A 16456-nucleotide genomic window follows, 5' to 3' on the forward strand; every position below is an offset into this window, starting at 1 on the left:
GGCCGCTCTGCCCCGGACTCCGCCTAGGCCCGGACGGACCGGGTCAGGCCGAGCAGCCGGGCGAAGATGCCCTCGCCGTCGTCCGCGATGCCGTCATGGTGGAAGTCCGCAGACTCCCAGACCTGCAGGCCGCGGACGGCCGCGGCCGTCTCCAGCGAGAGGTCGCGGTCCACATAGATGTCATCGCTGTACACGGCGGCGGCCACCGGGACGGTGTTGAGTGCGAGCCGTTCGGGATCGTACAGCGGCGGCCAGTCGTCCTTTTCCGCGAGCAGCCCGGCAACCCCCTGCAGGGGCCGGAGCGCGGGATCCTGCTCGAAGTACCAGGGGTAGACCATCTCGCCGGTAAGCAGCGGCTCGGGGGCCTCCGGGGAAAACTCCGGGAAGTCCTGCAGGACCCGCCAGGCCGCCCAGTCGGTGGACTCGCCCTGGCCGTAGATCGATTCGTGCATCACCGCGTACAGCGGGTTGGCCGACCGGGACACGAGCCCGCGGACCTGTTCGAGGAAGGCATCCGAGAGGCGGTCGCCGCCGGGCGTGCCCACGAAGGCGTCCTCCAGCAGGTGGTGCAGCGCATCCACCCGCGTGTTGCCGCCCAGGAAGGAACCCACCATCTGGAAGCGCTCCACGGTGAGGCGTCCGCCGTCGGGCAGGAATTCCTCCGTGTCGCGGAGGTGCCGGGCGATCCGGGTGACCGCCGCACGGTCCTCGGGATACCGTCCGAAGTACTCGGCGTTGCGGGCGGCCACCCGCTGGAAGGTGGCGCGGTAGACCCGGTCCGCGGGGCCCGTGAGGGGGCCGAGCCCTCCGGTGATCAGGGCTTCGCGAAGGCCCTCCGGGGCGAAGGAAAGGTAGCTGAGGGCGCAGAAGCCGCCGTAGCTCTGGCCGTAGATGGACCACGGCGCGGACCCCAGTGCCAGCCGGATGGACTCCGCATCGGCGACGATCGAATCCGCACGGAAGTGCGCCAGGTAGCCCGCCTGGTCGGCATCGTTCCCGCGCAGCGGCAGGGTGTTGCGGTCGATCGCGGAGGACAGACCGGTGCCGCGCTGGTCCAGCATCAGGATGCGGAAGTCCTTGGCGGCGGCTTTGCTCCAGCCGCCAAGGGAGGGGAGGCGGTTGCCGCGGCCGCCCGGGCCGCCCTGGAGGTAGAGCAGCCACGGGAGCCGGGCGGCCTCCTCCTCGGTGTGGTCCGTGGAGACGTATTCGCGGGCAAAGACGGTGATGGTCTCGCCGGCCGGCGCGTCGCCGCCGAAATGGTCCAGCGGCACCTCGAAGTAATGCTCCGCGGTGCGCATCCCGCGGTATTCGTGCCGTGCCTTGATGGTGTGGGGGACCGGCGGCCGCGCCGCCTCGAGCAGGCCCGCGGCACCGGATCCGGCCAGGGGCAGGTCGGCCAGGGGCAGATCGGCCGCCGTCCGGGACGCAGACAGGTCAGCCACGGGCTTCGGCTTTGCTGGCCCCGAAGGCTTCAAGCGCTTCGCCGGTAAGGCGGAACGTGGACCATTCCTCCATCGGGTTGGCGCCGAGTTTCTTGTAGAAATTGATGGAGGGCTCGTTCCAGTCCAGGACGCTCCATTCGACGCGCGCGTAGCCGCGGTCCACGGCGGTCGCGGCCAGATGCTGCAGGAGTGCTTTGCCGTGGCCCTCGCCGCGGGCCTCGGGCCGCACGTAGAGGTCCTCCAGGTAGATACCGTGGACGCCTTCCCACGTGGAGTAGTTCAGGAACCAGAGGGCGAACCCCCGGACGTCGCCGTCCTCGTTCTCGGCCATGGCGGCGAACACGCGCGGATTCTCGCCGAAGAGGACCTCGCTCAGCATCTCCGGAGTGTTCCGGACGGCGTCCGGCTCCTTCTCGTAGATGGCCAGGTCATGGATCATCTGCAGGATTGCGGGGACATCATTCGCCGTCGCGGGCCGGATTACACTCATTGTTCGAGTTTACAAGTTGACCGGGCCCGACTGGGCCCACCCCACGTGCAGGACCGTTTAGAGCCGGTTCACATCCGTGACACGCACGACGGCGGTGCCGGTCTCGTCGGATGCCGCGAGGTCGACCTCCGCGGAGATGCCCCAGTCGTGGTTCCCGGCCGGGTCCTCGAAGATCTGCCGCACCTTCCACGTCCCGGGTTCCTCGGTGATCATCAGCAGGCCGGGTCCGCGGGCGTCGGGGCCGGTGCCGATGTCGTCGTGTTCGTCGAAGTAGTCATCCAGCACGTCCTCCCAGCGCTCGGCATCCCAGCCGGAACCGGCGTCGAGCTCGGCGAGGGCAGTGGCGTCCTCGTCCGCGAAGAGCTCCACCCGGCGGAACATCTCGTTGCGCACCATCACCCGGAACGCCCGGACGTTGGAGGTTAGCGACGGCGGCGGGGGCGGGGGAGCATCGTGCGGCGTCGGCGCCTTGCCGGAGGTGAGCTCCTCCCACTCATCCAGCAGGCTGGAGTCGACCTGGCGGACCAGTTCGCCGAGCCACGCGATGAGGTCTTCCAGGTCTTCGCGGAGGGCGTCCTGCGGGACGGTCTGCCGCAGGGCCTTGAAGCCGTCGGCGAGATAGCGCAGCACAATGCCCTCGGACCGGGCCAGTCCGTAGAACTGGACGAACTCGCCGAAGTTCATCGCCCGCTCGTACATGTCCCGGACCACCGACTTGGGCGCAAGCTCAAAGTCACCGATCCACGGGGCGGCCCGGCGGTAGACATCGAAGGCCTCGCCGAGGAGCTCCGCGAGCGGTTGCGGGTAGGTGACCTCATCCAGCATGGCCATACGCTGGTCGTAGTCGATGCCGTCCGCCTTCATCGCGGCGACTGCCTCACCGCGCGCTTTCTTCAGCTGCGCAGACAGGATCTGCCGAGGCTTCTCCAGCGTCGACTCGATCACGGACACGACGTCCAGGGCGTACGACGGCGACTCCGGATCCAGCAGTTCCAGCGCCGCCAGAGCGAAGGGGGACAGCGGCTGGTTCAGGGCGAAGTTGGCCTGCAGATGGACCGTCAGCCGGACCGTGCGGCCGTCCGTGCCCTGCTCCTCAGACGGGATCCGTTCCACGACGCCGGCGGCCAGCAATTCGCGGTAGATCCCGAGGGCCTTCTTCATCAGCTGCAGCTGGGACGAGCGCGGCTCATGGTTCTCCGTGAGCAGGCGGCGGGCGGCCTTGAACGGATCTCCCGGCCGTTCCATCAGGTTCATCAACATCGCGTGGGTCACGGTGAAGCTTGAGGTCAGAGGATCCGGCACGGACTCCACGAGGCGTGTATAGGTCGGTTCGCCCCAGGACACGAAGCCTTCCGGCGGCTTCTTCTTGACCACCTGGCGGAGCTTCTTTTGGTCGTCGCCGAACTTGGCAGTGGCCTTGGCCATCGCCTTGACGTTCTCCGTGACGTGCTCCGGGGCCTGCACCACAACGGTTCCTGCGGTGTCGTAGCCGGCACGTCCGGCGCGGCCCGCGATCTGGTGGAATTCGCGGGAGTTCAGAAGCCGGGTGCGGACGCCGTCGTACTTGCTCAGCGCGGTGAGCAGCACGGTGCGGATGGGGACGTTGATGCCCACGCCGAGCGTGTCCGTCCCGCAGATGACCTTGAGCAGCCCGGCCTGGGCGAGCTGTTCCACCAGCCGCCGGTACTTGGGCAGCATGCCGGCGTGGTGGACACCGATGCCGTGCCGGACCAGCCGGTTCAAGGTCTTACCGAAACCGGCGGCGAAGCGGAACCCGGCGATCAGCTCCGCGATCTTGTCCTTCTCCTCGCGGGTGCAGACGTTGATGCTCATCAGGTTCTGGGCCCGGTCGATCGCCTCCACCTGGCTGAAGTGCACGACGTACACGGGAACCTGCTTGGTCGCGAGGAGTTCCTCGAGTGTCTCGTGGACGGGCGTCTGCTCGTAGTAATAGTGCAGCGGGATGGGCCGCTCCACCGAACTGACGGTCGTCGTCGGGCGGCCGGTCAGCTCGGTGATGCCGGCTTCGAAGCGGCTGACGTCGCCGAGCGTCGCGGACATCAGCAGGAACTGTGCCTGGGGGAGCTCCAGGAGCGGCACCTGCCAGGCCCAGCCGCGCTGCGGGTCGGAGTAGAAGTGGAATTCGTCCATGATGACGGCGCCGAGCTCGGCGGCGGCGCCTTCGCGGAGCGCGATATTGGCCAGGATCTCCGCGGTGCAGCAGATGATCGGGGCGTCCTGGTTGACACCTGAGTCGCCGGTGATCATTCCGACGTTCTCCGCGCCGAAGATCTCGCACAGGGCGAAGAATTTCTCCGAGACGAGGGCCTTGATCGGGGCGGTGTAGTAGCTGCGCTGTCCGCGGGCCATGGCCTGGAAGTGGACGGCGATGGCAACGAGGGATTTGCCGGAGCCGGTGGGGGTTGCCAGGATGACGTTGGCGCCGGAGGCAAGCTCCATGATGGCCTCGTCCTGGGCGGTGTACAGGGCCAGCCCGCGGGTTTCCGTCCACTCGACGAAGCGGGTGTAGAGCTCGTCCGGGTCGAGGCCTGTCCGGCCTGGGACCCGGGCGGCCGGGGCGGGGAGCTGTTCAACAAGTTTCATCGCTCCCCAGCTTAGTGGCCTGCTCTGTCCCGGGTGCGCGCCTCCTTGGCCGCCGTCCCGGCCGGGGATAGGCTTCGGAGGTCGCGTCGTTTGCCGGTGGCTGGAGGAACGGGAACTGGAGGAAACACCGTGAAATGGGATCCCGCCAAGTATGTGCAGTTCGGGGACTACCGGGACCGGCCGTACTTCGACCTGACAGCCCGAATCCATGCGGACGAACCCCGCCACGTGGTCGACCTCGGCTGCGGTCCCGGGAACCTGACCGCCACCCTGGCCGAACGCTGGCCCGCGGCTGAAGTCACCGGCCTGGACTCGTCCGCGGACATGCTGGCCCGATCTGCGGTGCACACCCGCCGGCTGCCCCATCTGTCCTTCGGCCTGGCGGATATCGCCGGCTGGATGCCCTCTGCCGGGACGGACGTCGTCGTCACCAACGCCGCCCTGCAATGGGTGCCCGGCCACCGGGACCTGCTGGCCCGCTGGCTCGCGGCGCTCAAGCCCGGCGCCTGGTTCGCGCTGCAGGTCCCCGGCAACTTCAACGCACCCTCGCACGCACTGATGCGCGGACTGGCGGAGTCCGCAGGGTGGGCGGGCCGGCTCGCCGGTGTGCTGCGCCACGACGACGTCGTGGGCGAACCGGACGAATACTTGAAGATCATGCTCGACGCCGACTGCGACGCGGACGTGTGGGAAACCACTTACTACCAGCTGCTCCACGGCGACAATCCCGTGCTGGAGTGGGTGCGCGGCACCGGACTCAGGCCGGTGCTGGCCGCCCTGTCCGCCCCGGACGCCAGCGATTTCGAAGCCGAGTACTCGGCGCAGCTGGCCCTGGCGTACCCGGCCGGACCGCACGGAACCGTGTTCCCGTTCCGCCGGATCTTCGCCGTGGCCCGCAAGCGGGAATGACCCGCGGACGCTCCTTTCTGAACGGCCACCGCGGCCGGCCGACGTGTGACAACAGAGCACTGTGTGATCGTGCTTACAATGTCGGGGCAGCGTGGGGGCCGCTGCAGTCGCGAAGCTGAATCCATGCCCTAAATTAGCGATGGAGGATCGGTGCTTATAGGCCTGATGGGCCGGCTGTTAGCCGCCCACAAAGGGACCGTGCTCGCCATCGTGCTCCTGCAGCTGGTGCAGACCACTGCCAGCCTCCTCCTTCCCACCCTGAACGCGGCCATCATCGATGACGGAGTAGTCGGCGGGGACGTCCCGGCGATCCTGCGGTTGGGGTCCTGGATGGCCGCGATCGCCCTGGTGCAGGTCGTCACGGCCATTGCCGCCGGCTATCTGGGCGCCGTCGCGGCCATGGAGCTGGGCCGGGAACTTCGCGCAGAGCTGTTCGCCAAAGTGCAGTCCATGTCCTCCCAGGAAGTCGCCGCGTTCGGCGCTGCCAGCCTGGTCACGCGGGCAACCAACGATGTCGCGCAGATCCAGAACCTGGTGGTCCTCGTGTTCACGATGCTGGTCGCCGCGCCGGCGATCTTTGTCGGCGGGATCGTGCTGGCCCTGCACCAGGACATCGCCCTGTCCGGAATCGTGGTCGCTGTGATCCCGGTGCTCGCCGTCATCATGATCCTGATCGTCCGGCGGCTCGTGCCCCTCTACCGGCAGGGCCAGGAACTCATCGACCGGACCAGCCGGATGCTGCGTGAGCAGATCATCGGGGCCAATGTCATCCGCGGCTTTGTCCGCCAAAGTTACGAGATCCGGCGTTTCGACTCGCTCAACAAGGACCTGACGAAGAACAACCTGCGGTCCGCGCTGCTGGTCGCCGGAATGATGCCGCTGATCATGCTGGTGGTCAATCTGTCCTCTGTCGGTGTGGTCTGGTTCGGCGGACACCGGATCGAGGCCGGCGAGATGCGGCTGGGCGCCTTGACGGCGTTCATCGCGTATATCCTGCAGATCCTGATCGCCATCATGATGGCCATGTACGTCTTTATGACGGCCCCGCGGGCGGCAGCCTGCGCGGAGCGGATCCAGGCGGTCCTCGACACGGCGCCGGCGATCACGGACGGCCCGGGCGGCGCCACCCCCGAGGGCCACGCAGTGCAGTTCCGGAACGTCTCCTTCGCGTATCCCGGCGCCGAGGCTCCGGTCCTCGACGGGGTCAGCTTCACGGCCGTTCCCGGGACCGTGACAGCCGTCATCGGCGCCACGGGCAGTGGCAAAACCACCCTTCTGAACCTGTTGCCCAGGTTCCTCGCCGCTACCGGCGGGAAAATCAGCATCGGCGGCTGCGATGTGCGCGGCCTCCCGCTGGACACTTTGCGGAGCCTGATCGCCGTCGTACCCCAGCATTCCTATCTGTTCTCCGGGACGCTTGCCGGGAACCTGCGGATGGCCGCCCCGTCGGCGACGGACGAGGACCTGTGGCGTGTGCTGGGCAGCGCGCAGGCGGAGGGGTTTGTGCGGAAGCTGCCGCTGGGACTGGAGGCGCCGGTGAGCCAGGGCGGCACGAATTTCTCCGGCGGGCAGCGGCAGCGCCTGTGCATCGCACGCGCCCTGCTTCGGGAGGCTCCCGTGTACTTGTTCGACGACAGCTTCTCGGCACTGGACTACGGCACCGACTACCGGCTCCGCGAGGCCATGGCGCCGCTGCTGCGCACGGCCACCGTCCTGGTTGTCGCCGAACGGGTGGCGACGATCGTGGACGCGGGCCTGATCCTGGTCCTTGAGGACGGCCGGCTGGTGGCGCAGGGAACACATCAGCAGCTGATGGAATCCTCGGCGAGCTACCGGGAAATCGCCGCCTCCCAGCTGGTGCTGGAGGAAACCCTGTGACCCCGGAACAGGCGGTCGGCGCCGGCACGGATGCACCTGCCGCGCGGGACGCCAAAGACCAGCCCCTGGTGGACACCCCGTCCGGCGGCCGCAGCCAGTCCCTCCCGGTGATGGCCCAGGAGGAGGCACCGACGGGCAGCCGGTTCCGCTGGCGGACCGCCGGGCGCCTGCTCGGACTGCTGCGGCCGTCCAAGTGGCGGATGGTGGGAGTCATCGCCGCCACGTGCGCGTTCGTGGTACTCAACGTGGCGGCGCCGAAGGTCCTGGGTGACGCCACCGACGTCGTGGTTGCGGGTGTGGTCGGGGGATCCTTCAACGAGGAAATGCTCGCCGCGCTGCTGGCGGGGGTGTCCGTGATGTACCTGGGGGCTTCCGTCTTCAGCTGGATCCAGGGCACCCTGACAGCCGTCGCCGTGCAGCGCCTCGGCTACGGGCTCCGGGCCTCGGTGGAGGCCAAACTGCAGGTGCTGCCGTCCAGCCATTTTGATGAGCAGCACCGCGGGGACGTGCTGAGCCGCGCCACGAACGACGTCGACAACATCGCCCAGGCCCTGAATCAGCTGCTCAACCAGCTGATCATGTCGCTGCTGATGCTCTCCGGGGCGCTGGCCATGATGCTGTGGCTCTCCCCGGTTCTGGCCCTGGTTGCGCTGGTCTCCGTCCCGGTATCAACGCTCATCACCGTCCTCGTGGCCAGGAAGTCCCAGGCCCATTTCGCCGAGCAGTGGGGAAGCACCGGCGAACTGCACGCCCAGCTGGAAGAATTCTTCACCGGCCACGAGGTACTCATGGCCTTCGGCCGGCAGGATGCCGCCGCTGCCAGTTTCAAGGACGGCAACGACAAGTTGTACCGGGCCAGCGCCCGCGCCCAGTACGTTTCCGGCGTTGTTCAGCCCCTGATGGTCTTTGTGTCTAACCTCAACTACATCGCCGTTGCCGTCGTCGGGGCGCTCCAGGTGCTGGCCGGCGCCATGACCATCGGCGGCCTCCAGGCCTTCATCCAGTTCACCCGGCTCTTCAGCCAGCCGATGGGGCAGATTGGCGGCATGCTCACCCTGATGCAGTCCTGCCTCGTTTCGGCCGGCCGGGTCTTCGAACTCCTTGACGCGCCGGAGATCCCGGCGGAGCCCGGCGTCACCGGCGCTGACCCAAGCGCCGCGCGGTCCGTGGCGGACCCGGCCGAGGAGGCGGCGTCCGCGGCAGACCCGGCCGACACCGCTGGCCGGGTCTACGGCCGGGTCGCCTTTGACCAGGTCACCTTCGGCTACAGCACCGGCTCGCCGGTGGTCCAGGATTTGTCCTTCACCGTCGAACCCGGGCAGACCGTGGCTATCGTGGGCCACACCGGCGCCGGCAAGACCACCGTGGTGAACCTCCTGATGCGCTTCTACGAACTGGAATCCGGCCGCATCACTGTCGACGGCACGGACATCGCTGATCTGTCCCGGGATGAACTGCGGTCCAGGTTCGGAACGGTGCTGCAGGACGCGTGGCTGTTCACCGGCAGCATCCGGGACAACATCGAGTACGGGCGCCCCGGCGCCGGCGAAGCGGATATTGTTGCCGCGGCGCAGGCCAGCCACGTGGACCAGTTCGTCCGATCCCTCCCCGGCGGCTACGCCACCATGCTCGGCAACGACGGCGACTCGCTGAGCCGCGGCCAGCGCCAGCTCATTTCCATCGCCAGGGCGCACCTGGCCGGGCGCAGCATCCTGATCCTCGACGAAGCCACCAGCTCCGTCGACAGCCGCACCGAACTGCAGATCCGGCAGGCGATGCAACGGCTCCGGCACGGCCGCACAAGCTTCGTCGTTGCCCACCGCTTGTCCACCGTGCGGGACGCTGATCTAATTCTGGTCATGGACCAAGGACGGATCGTTGAACAGGGGACCCATCAGCAGCTGATGGCCAAGTGCGGGCTCTACGTGGAATTGTACGAGGCGCAGTTCGCCCGCCGCGAACAGCCTAAGAGTGCCCAGGAGCCCGGACAGTGACGACCAGTGATACTTCAGCAACATCAGTGACACCCTTCCCCGGCGCCTGGCGGCCCAATCCGGGCAGCACCGTCCCGTTGTTTGAACAGCTCCGGCTCAACATCATCGAACGGGCCGACAACGGGACCCTGGCGCCCGGAACGAAGCTCCCCGCAGTCCGGAGCCTCGCCGGCGAGCTGGCCGTCGCTCCGCACACTGTGGCGCGCGCCTACAAGGAATTGGAGGCCGCCGGCGTCGTGGTGACCCGCGGCCGGAACGGGACGGTGGTGTGCGCCCGGGACGAGGCCTGGAGCTCGCTCTCCGACGCCGCCGCCGAATTCGCAGCCTCGGCCAAGGCCCAGGGTGCCAGCTTCGCCGAGGCCGTGCAGCTGCTCGCCGCCGCCTATGACCGCGAGTAGCCGGCCGCTAACACAGCGGCCGGCAGTCCCCGGCGCGGGACACGGCCGGGAATGGATATTCGAAGAAGTTTTCGATTAGCATTGGTAGCGTGCCTAAAGCCGTAGCTGAAGATCCAGCCGTTGATACCCAGCCCGCCGCAGTCCCGGAGACTGCAGTTCCCAAGGACTCCGCAAAGCCGGGACGCGCCGTCGAAACCCGCCCCGCAGTGACACGACCGGACATGTCCCGGCTCGTCGTCAAGGGCGCGCGGGAGCACAACCTGCGCAACGTGGACCTCGATCTGCCGCGCGATTCAATGATCGTGTTCACCGGTCTCTCGGGCTCCGGCAAGTCTTCCCTGGCGTTCGACACGATCTTCGCCGAGGGCCAGCGCCGCTACGTCGAATCGCTCTCCGCCTACGCCCGGCAGTTCCTGGGCCAAGTGGACAAGCCCGACGTCGACTTCATCGAAGGGCTCTCGCCCGCGGTGTCCATCGACCAGAAATCCACCAGCAAGAACCCCCGTTCCACCGTGGGCACCATCACCGAGATCTACGACTACATGCGCCTCCTGTGGGCCCGTGTCGGCCGCCCGCACTGCCCCGTCTGCGGCGAGCCCGTCACGAAGCAGACCCCGCAGCAGATCGTCGACCAACTGCTGGAACTGCCGGATGGAACCCGCTTCCAGGTTCTGGCCCCCGTGGTCCGCGGCCGCAAGGGCGAATTCGTCGAACTGTTCAAGGAACTCACCGCCAAGGGCTACTCCCGGGCGCGGGTCGACGACAAGCTGATCCAGCTCAGCGATCCGCCCAAGCTCGGCAAGCAGTTCAAGCACACCATCGAAGTGGTCGTGGACCGACTCGTGGTCAAGGACGGCATCAGCCAGCGCCTCACCGACTCGGTGGAGACCGCCCTCGGCCTGGCCGAGGGGCGGATCCTGGCCGAGTTTGTGGACCTCGAAGAGGACCACCCCGAACGGATCAGGGCGTTCTCCGAGCACCTCGCCTGCCCCAACGAGCACCCGCTCGCGATCGACGAGATTGAACCGCGCTCGTTCTCCTTCAACAACCCGTTCGGCGCCTGCTCGGCCTGCAGCGGCATCGGCACCAAGCTGGAGGTTGATGAGGAACTCATCATCCCGAACGGCGAACTGTCCCTGGGGGAGGGCGCCATCGCGCCCTGGTCCCTCGGCACCGCCACCACCGAGTACTGGAACCGCCTGCTCGACGGCCTCGCCAGCGAACTCGGCTTCTCCATGACCACCCCGTGGGACAAGCTGTCCGAGGACGCCCGCCAGACGGTGTTGCACGGCAAGGACCACAAAGTGGTGGTGCAATACCGCAACCGCTTCGGCCGCGAACGCAAATACAGCACCGGCTTCGAGGGCGTCATCCAGTACGTTCACCGCAAGCACCTCGAAACGGACTCGGACTCGGCCCGCGACCGCTACGAGGAATACATGCGGCAGATCCCATGCCCGGCCTGCAACGGCGCGCGCCTGAACCCGGCGTCGCTCTCGGTGCTGATCAACGGCAAGTCGATCGCGGAGGTCGCCGCCCTGCCGATGCGCGAATGCGCCCACTTCCTGGACCACCTCGTCCTCACCGGCCGCGAAGCCCAGATCGCGAACCAGGTCCTCAAGGAGATCCAGGCCCGCCTGACCTTCCTCCTCGACGTCGGCCTGGAGTACCTGAACCTGGAACGGCCCTCCGGCACGCTGTCGGGCGGCGAGGCCCAGCGCATCCGGCTTGCCACGCAGATCGGCTCCGGCCTGGTGGGTGTGCTGTACGTCCTGGACGAGCCGTCCATCGGCCTGCACCAGCGCGACAACCGCCGCCTCATCGAGACCCTCACCCGGCTCCGCGACCTCGGCAACACCCTGATTGTGGTGGAACACGACGAAGACACCATCCAGGAAGCCGACTGGGTGGTGGACATCGGGCCCGGCGCCGGGGAGCACGGCGGCATGGTGGTGCACTCCGGTTCCTACAAGGAACTCCTCGAGAACACCGAATCGCTCACCGGCGACTACCTCTCGGGTCGTAAGCGGATTGACGTCCCGAAGAAACGGCGCAAATACGACAAAAAGCGCGAACTCAAGGTGGTCGGCGCCAAGGAGAACAACCTCCTGAACGTGGATGCTGCCTTCCCGCTGGGACTCTTCACTGCGGTGACCGGCGTCAGCGGGTCCGGCAAGTCCACCTTGGTCAACGAGATCCTCTACAAGGTCCTGGCCAACAAGCTCAACGGCGCCAAACAGGTGGCAGGACGGCACAAGTCGATTCAGGGCCTCGAGCACCTCGACAAGGTGGTGCACGTCGACCAAAGCCCCATCGGCCGCACACCGCGTTCCAACCCGGCCACCTACACGGGTGTGTTCGACAACATCCGCAAACTGTTCGCCGAGACCACAGAGGCGAAGGTCCGCGGTTACCTGCCGGGCCGGTTCTCCTTCAACGTCAAGGGCGGCCGCTGCGAGGCGTGTTCCGGCGACGGCACGCTGAAGATCGAGATGAACTTCCTGCCAGACGTCTACGTGCCCTGCGAGGTCTGCCACGGAGCCCGGTACAACCGTGAAACGCTGGAAGTCCACTACAAGGGCAAAACGATCGCCGATGTCCTGAACATGCCGATCGAGGAAGGCGCCGAGTTCTTCGCGGCCTTCTCGCCGATCGCCCGGCACCTCAGCACCCTCGTCGACGTCGGACTCGGCTACGTCCGGCTGGGCCAGCCCGCCACCACGCTCTCCGGCGGCGAGGCGCAGCGCGTCAAGCTCGCGGCGGAGCTGCAGAAGCGGTCCAACGGGCGCAGCATCTACGTGCTGGACGAGCCCACCACGGGTCTCCACTTCGAGGACATCCGGAAGCTGCTGCTGGTGCTCCAGGGCCTCGTGGACAAGGGCAACACGGTCATCACCATCGAGCACAACCTCGATGTCATCAAGAGCGCGGACTGGATCGTCGACCTGGGCCCCGACGGCGGATCCGGCGGCGGCCGGATTGTCGCCTCGGGAACTCCGGAACAGGTGGCCAAGTCCACGGAAAGCCACACGGCAGCGTTCCTGGCCGACATCCTGGCGTAAGCCACGCCACGCCCCGATGCATCCGCAGCATCCGCCGCGGATGCATCGGCGTTGCGGGCGACCTTATATTCCGGTCGGGGCATGCGAGTTTCTGGCATCAGTCCACTCGTGAGAAACTAGGCCGGTGACCCAAACAACAGTGCCCGTGATCTTCGACCTGGACGGCACTCTTGTCGATCCGGCCGGGGGCATAACGGACGGAATCGCAGCGGCCCTCACGGAGCTCGGACTCGGCATCCCCGGCAAGGACCGGATGGACGCCATGATCGGCCCGAAACTCAGCCATTCCCTCACGGATATCGCCGGGGTCCCCGCCGACCGGCTCGACGACGCCATCCGGATCTACCGCGCGCACTACCGCACCACCGGCATCGCGCAGAGCCGGCTCTACCCGGGAATCCGGGACCTGCTGGAATCCTTTGCGCAGGACGGACGGCCCATCGCCGTGGCCACCCAGAAACCCGAAGGCATCGCCAAGACAGTCCTGGAGCACCACGGCATCGCCGGCCTGTTCCACACCATCCGCGGCGCGGCCGCCGACGAGGCGGCAGCGGCGGGCGAGCCGTCGGGGAAGGCCGGGATCGTCGCCGCCGCCCTCGCGGACCTCTCCGCGCTTCATGGCCTGGACACACAACACGCAGTGATGGTGGGGGACCGGGCGCAGGACGTGGCCGGCGCCGCTGCCAACGGCCTCGACTGCATCGGCGTAGGCTGGGGCTTCGCTCCGGACGGCGAACTGGACGAGGCGGGAGCCGTGGAGATCGTGCACAGCAGCTCAGCCCTGTTTGAGACGATTGCCCGGCGCGACGCGGCACATTCGCGCAGCAGCGCGGCGGACAGCAGCCCAGCGAACCGGGCAGTGACCCCCGACCTGACGACACCAGCCCAAGACGAGGTGCACACCGATGGCAATGTTTGACGCAATCCGCTGGACCACGCGGGGCCTTGTCAGCTCCACCTGCCGGCCGACGGTCATCGGACTGGAAAACGTGCCCAAGGAGGGCCCGTTCATCGTGGCACCCAACCACCTGTCCTTCCTGGACAGCGTGATCGTCCAGGCGCTTATGCCCCGCCCCGTGGCCTTCTTCGCCAAAGCGGAATATTTCACCACCGGCGGTGTCAAGGGCAAAGTGATGAAGTCCTTCTTCGAAGCCGTCGGATCCATCCCGGTGGAACGCGGCGAGCAGGCCGCCAGCGTCCAGGCGCTCAAGACCCTGCTGGAGATCCTCGACTCCGGCAAGGGCGTCGGGATCTACCCGGAAGGCACCCGCTCCCGGGACGGAATCCTCTACCGCGGCCGCACCGGCGTTGGCTGGCTGGCCCTGACCACGGGCGCCCCCGTGATCCCGGTCGGCCTGATCGGCACCGAGAACCTGCAGCCTGCGGACAGCAAGTCGGTCAAGCCGCAGCACTTCACCATGAAGGTCGGCGAACCGCTGTACTTCGACAAGACGGGGCCGGACCATTCCCTGCCTGCCCGCCGCCAGGCCACCGACCGCATCATGGACGCGATCGCCGGACTCAGCGGCCAGGAGCGCTCCACGAGCTACAACCAGAGCAAAGCCACCGACTAGCGCAAAACCCTGCCCGCGGCTTAACCGTCAAGGGCACGGCTGCCTCCTCAGTAGACTTGAACTGTGGCAGATCCAGCGAGTTACCGACCCCAGACGGGTGAAATTCCGACCAATCCGGGCGTGTACCGCTTTCGCGACCCGCACGGCCGGGTCGTCTACGTCGGGAAGGCCAAGAACCTCCGCGCGAGGCTGAACTCCTACTTCGCCAATCCGGCGGGGCTGCTCCCCAAAACGTATGCCATGGTGCACACGGCCAGCAGCGTCGAGTGGACGGTCGTCAGCAGCGAGCTCGAGTCGCTGCAGCTCGAGTACACCTGGATCAAGGAATTCACGCCCCGGTTCAACGTGATGTTCCGGGATGACAAAAGCTACCCGTACCTCGCCGTCTCGATGGGGGAGAAGTACCCCCGGGTCCAGGTCCTGCGCGGCGAGCGGCGCAAGGGCACCCGATACTTCGGCCCGTACACCGCCGGGGCCATCCGGGACACCATGGACACCCTGCTGCGCGTCTTCCCGGTCCGCAGCTGCAGCCCTGGAGTCCTGAAACGGGCCGAAGCCAGCGGCAGGCCCTGTCTGCTCGGCTACATCGACAAGTGCGCGGCACCGTGCGTCGGGCGCATCTCGGCCGCGGACCACCGCGCCCTGGCCGAGGACTTCTGCACCTTTATGGGCGGTGAGGCCAAACCGTTCGTCACGAGGCTCGAAAAGGACATGGCCGCCGCGGTGGCGGAACTGGACTACGAGCGGGCGGCCCGGATCCGGGATGACATCGTCGCGCTCAAGAAGGTCTTCGAACGCAACGCCGTGGTCCTTGCCGAGGGCACCGACGCGGACGTCTTCGCCCTGCATGAGGATGAACTCGAAGCCGCCGTCCAGGTCTTCCACGTCCGCGGCGGCCGGATCCGCGGCCAGCGCGGCTGGGTCGTCGAAAAGGTCGAGGACTCCACCACCCCGGACCTCGTCGAGCACCTGCTCCAGCAGGTCTATGGCGAGGAAGCCGGCCTTGAGGGCAGGCTGCCCCGCGAGGTCCTCGTCCCGGTGGAACCCAGCAACGCCGCCGAGCTCGCGCTGTGGCTCGGCGGGCTGCGCGGGGCCAGGGTGGACATCCGGGTGCCGCAGCGCGGCGACAAGGCCGCCCTGCTGTCCACGGTCCGGGAGAACGCGGAGCATGCCCTCAAACTCCACAAGTCCCGGCGTGCCGGCGATCTGACCATGAGGTCCCAGGCGCTCCAGGAACTGCAGGAGGCCCTCGAGCTGCCGGTCGCGCTGCTGCGGATCGAATGCTTCGACATCTCGCATGTCCAGGGCACCAATGTGGTCGGCTCCATGGTGGTGGTCGAGGACGGCCTGCCCAAGAAGTCCGACTACCGGAAGTTCTCTGTCACGGGGGAGGCCGCCAACGACGACACCGCCGCCATGCACGACGTGCTGACGCGGCGGTTCCGGAACTACCTGCAGGAGCAGTCTGTCCAGGCCGACGCCGCCCGCCAGCCGGGCCATCAGGCCATGCTTAACGCCACAGCCGACGCGGCGGTGGCCGGCCCGCTGTCCACGGTCGCGGACACCACCACCCCGGCGCCGCGGACCAAGTTCGCGTACCCGCCCAACCTCGTGGTGGTCGACGGCGGCAAGCCGCAGGTCAACGCGGCCGCCCGCGCCCTCGCCGGACTGGGCATCGACGACGTCTACGTCGTCGGGCTCGCCAAGCGCCTCGAGGAAGTCTGGCTCCCGGACAGCGACTTCCCGGTGATCCTGCCGCGGGCCTCGGCCGGGCTGTACCTGCTCCAGCGCATCCGCGACGAGGCCCACCGCTTCGCGATTTCGTTCCACCGGCAAAAGCGCGGCAAGGCGATGACCGTCTCCGCGCTGGACGGTGTGCCCGGCCTCGGCGAATCCAAGCGCAAGGCCCTGCTCGCCCAGTTCGGCTCGGTCAAGAGCATCAGGACGGCCAGCGTCGAGGAACTCACCGGCGCCAAGGGGATCGGTCCGTCGCTGGCCGCGGCGATCGTCCGGCACTTCACCGACGACGACGGCGCCACCACCGTGCCCGCGATCAACATGACCACCGGCGAAATCCTTGAGACTTAGCTAGCACCGGCAAACTT

11 protein-coding genes are annotated in these 16456 nt (G+C 67.5%); 8 read left to right on the forward strand and 3 right to left on the reverse strand.

The genetic code is table 11. The features are described 5' to 3' along the window. Positions 1-23: 23 nt before the first annotated feature. From AC1DC5_RS07135 to AC1DC5_RS07145, 3 genes are all read right to left on the reverse strand, one after another. Positions 24-1298, reverse strand: coding sequence for an alpha/beta fold hydrolase (locus tag AC1DC5_RS07135; RefSeq protein WP_441404315.1), 1275 nt, complete (start codon positions 1296-1298; stop codon positions 24-26). 136 nt (positions 1299-1434) lie between these two features. After that, on the reverse strand, positions 1435-1932 hold the full coding sequence (locus AC1DC5_RS07140; protein ID WP_441404026.1) for a GNAT family N-acetyltransferase: 498 nt from the start codon (positions 1930-1932) through the stop codon (positions 1435-1437). Between the two features lie 57 nt (positions 1933-1989). After that, entirely contained in the window at positions 1990-4536 is a 2547-nt protein-coding gene (locus tag AC1DC5_RS07145) for a DEAD/DEAH box helicase (protein ID WP_441404027.1), read from the reverse strand. A 129-nt stretch (positions 4537-4665) separates the two neighbouring features. Here AC1DC5_RS07145 and AC1DC5_RS07150 point away from each other — a divergent pair, with 129 nt between their 5' ends. The 8 genes from AC1DC5_RS07150 to uvrC all read left to right on the forward strand — a co-directional run bounded on the left by AC1DC5_RS07150 (position 4666) and on the right by uvrC (position 16439). Next, the gene (locus AC1DC5_RS07150; protein ID WP_476864684.1) at positions 4666-5445 is read left to right on the forward strand and encodes a trans-aconitate 2-methyltransferase; all 780 of its coding nucleotides are present in this window, start codon (positions 4666-4668) and stop codon (positions 5443-5445) included. 165 nt (positions 5446-5610) lie between these two features. After that, positions 5611-7323, forward strand: coding sequence for an ABC transporter ATP-binding protein (locus tag AC1DC5_RS07155; protein WP_441404316.1), 1713 nt, complete (start codon positions 5611-5613; stop codon positions 7321-7323). 110 nt (positions 7324-7433) lie between these two features. Next, a complete protein-coding gene (locus AC1DC5_RS07160) occupies positions 7434-9317 on the forward strand; it encodes an ABC transporter ATP-binding protein (RefSeq protein WP_441404317.1) in 1884 nt (627 codons plus the stop codon). Next, entirely contained in the window at positions 9314-9715 is a 402-nt protein-coding gene (locus AC1DC5_RS07165) for a GntR family transcriptional regulator (protein WP_441404029.1), read from the forward strand. Before AC1DC5_RS07160 ends, AC1DC5_RS07165 begins: the two co-directional genes overlap by 4 nt. A gap of 221 nt (positions 9716-9936) precedes the next feature. After that, the gene (gene uvrA, locus AC1DC5_RS07170) at positions 9937-12777 is read left to right on the forward strand and encodes an excinuclease ABC subunit UvrA (RefSeq protein ID WP_441404318.1); all 2841 of its coding nucleotides are present in this window, start codon (positions 9937-9939) and stop codon (positions 12775-12777) included. A 124-nt stretch (positions 12778-12901) separates the two neighbouring features. After that, positions 12902-13696 (forward strand): HAD hydrolase-like protein, encoded by a 795-nt coding sequence (locus AC1DC5_RS07175; protein ID WP_476864685.1) that lies wholly within the window; start codon positions 12902-12904, stop codon positions 13694-13696. Continuing rightward, positions 13683-14351: a lysophospholipid acyltransferase family protein gene (locus AC1DC5_RS07180; protein WP_056433952.1), complete on the forward strand. Its 669-nt coding sequence runs from the start codon at positions 13683-13685 to the stop codon at positions 14349-14351. Before AC1DC5_RS07175 ends, AC1DC5_RS07180 begins: the two co-directional genes overlap by 14 nt. Positions 14352-14414: 63 nt before the next feature. Continuing rightward, positions 14415-16439, forward strand: a complete 2025-nt coding sequence (uvrC, locus tag AC1DC5_RS07185) for an excinuclease ABC subunit UvrC (RefSeq protein ID WP_441404031.1) — start codon at positions 14415-14417, stop codon at positions 16437-16439. Positions 16440-16456 lie beyond the last annotated feature (17 nt).

This window comes from Arthrobacter sp. 10L424, assembly GCF_056395325.1.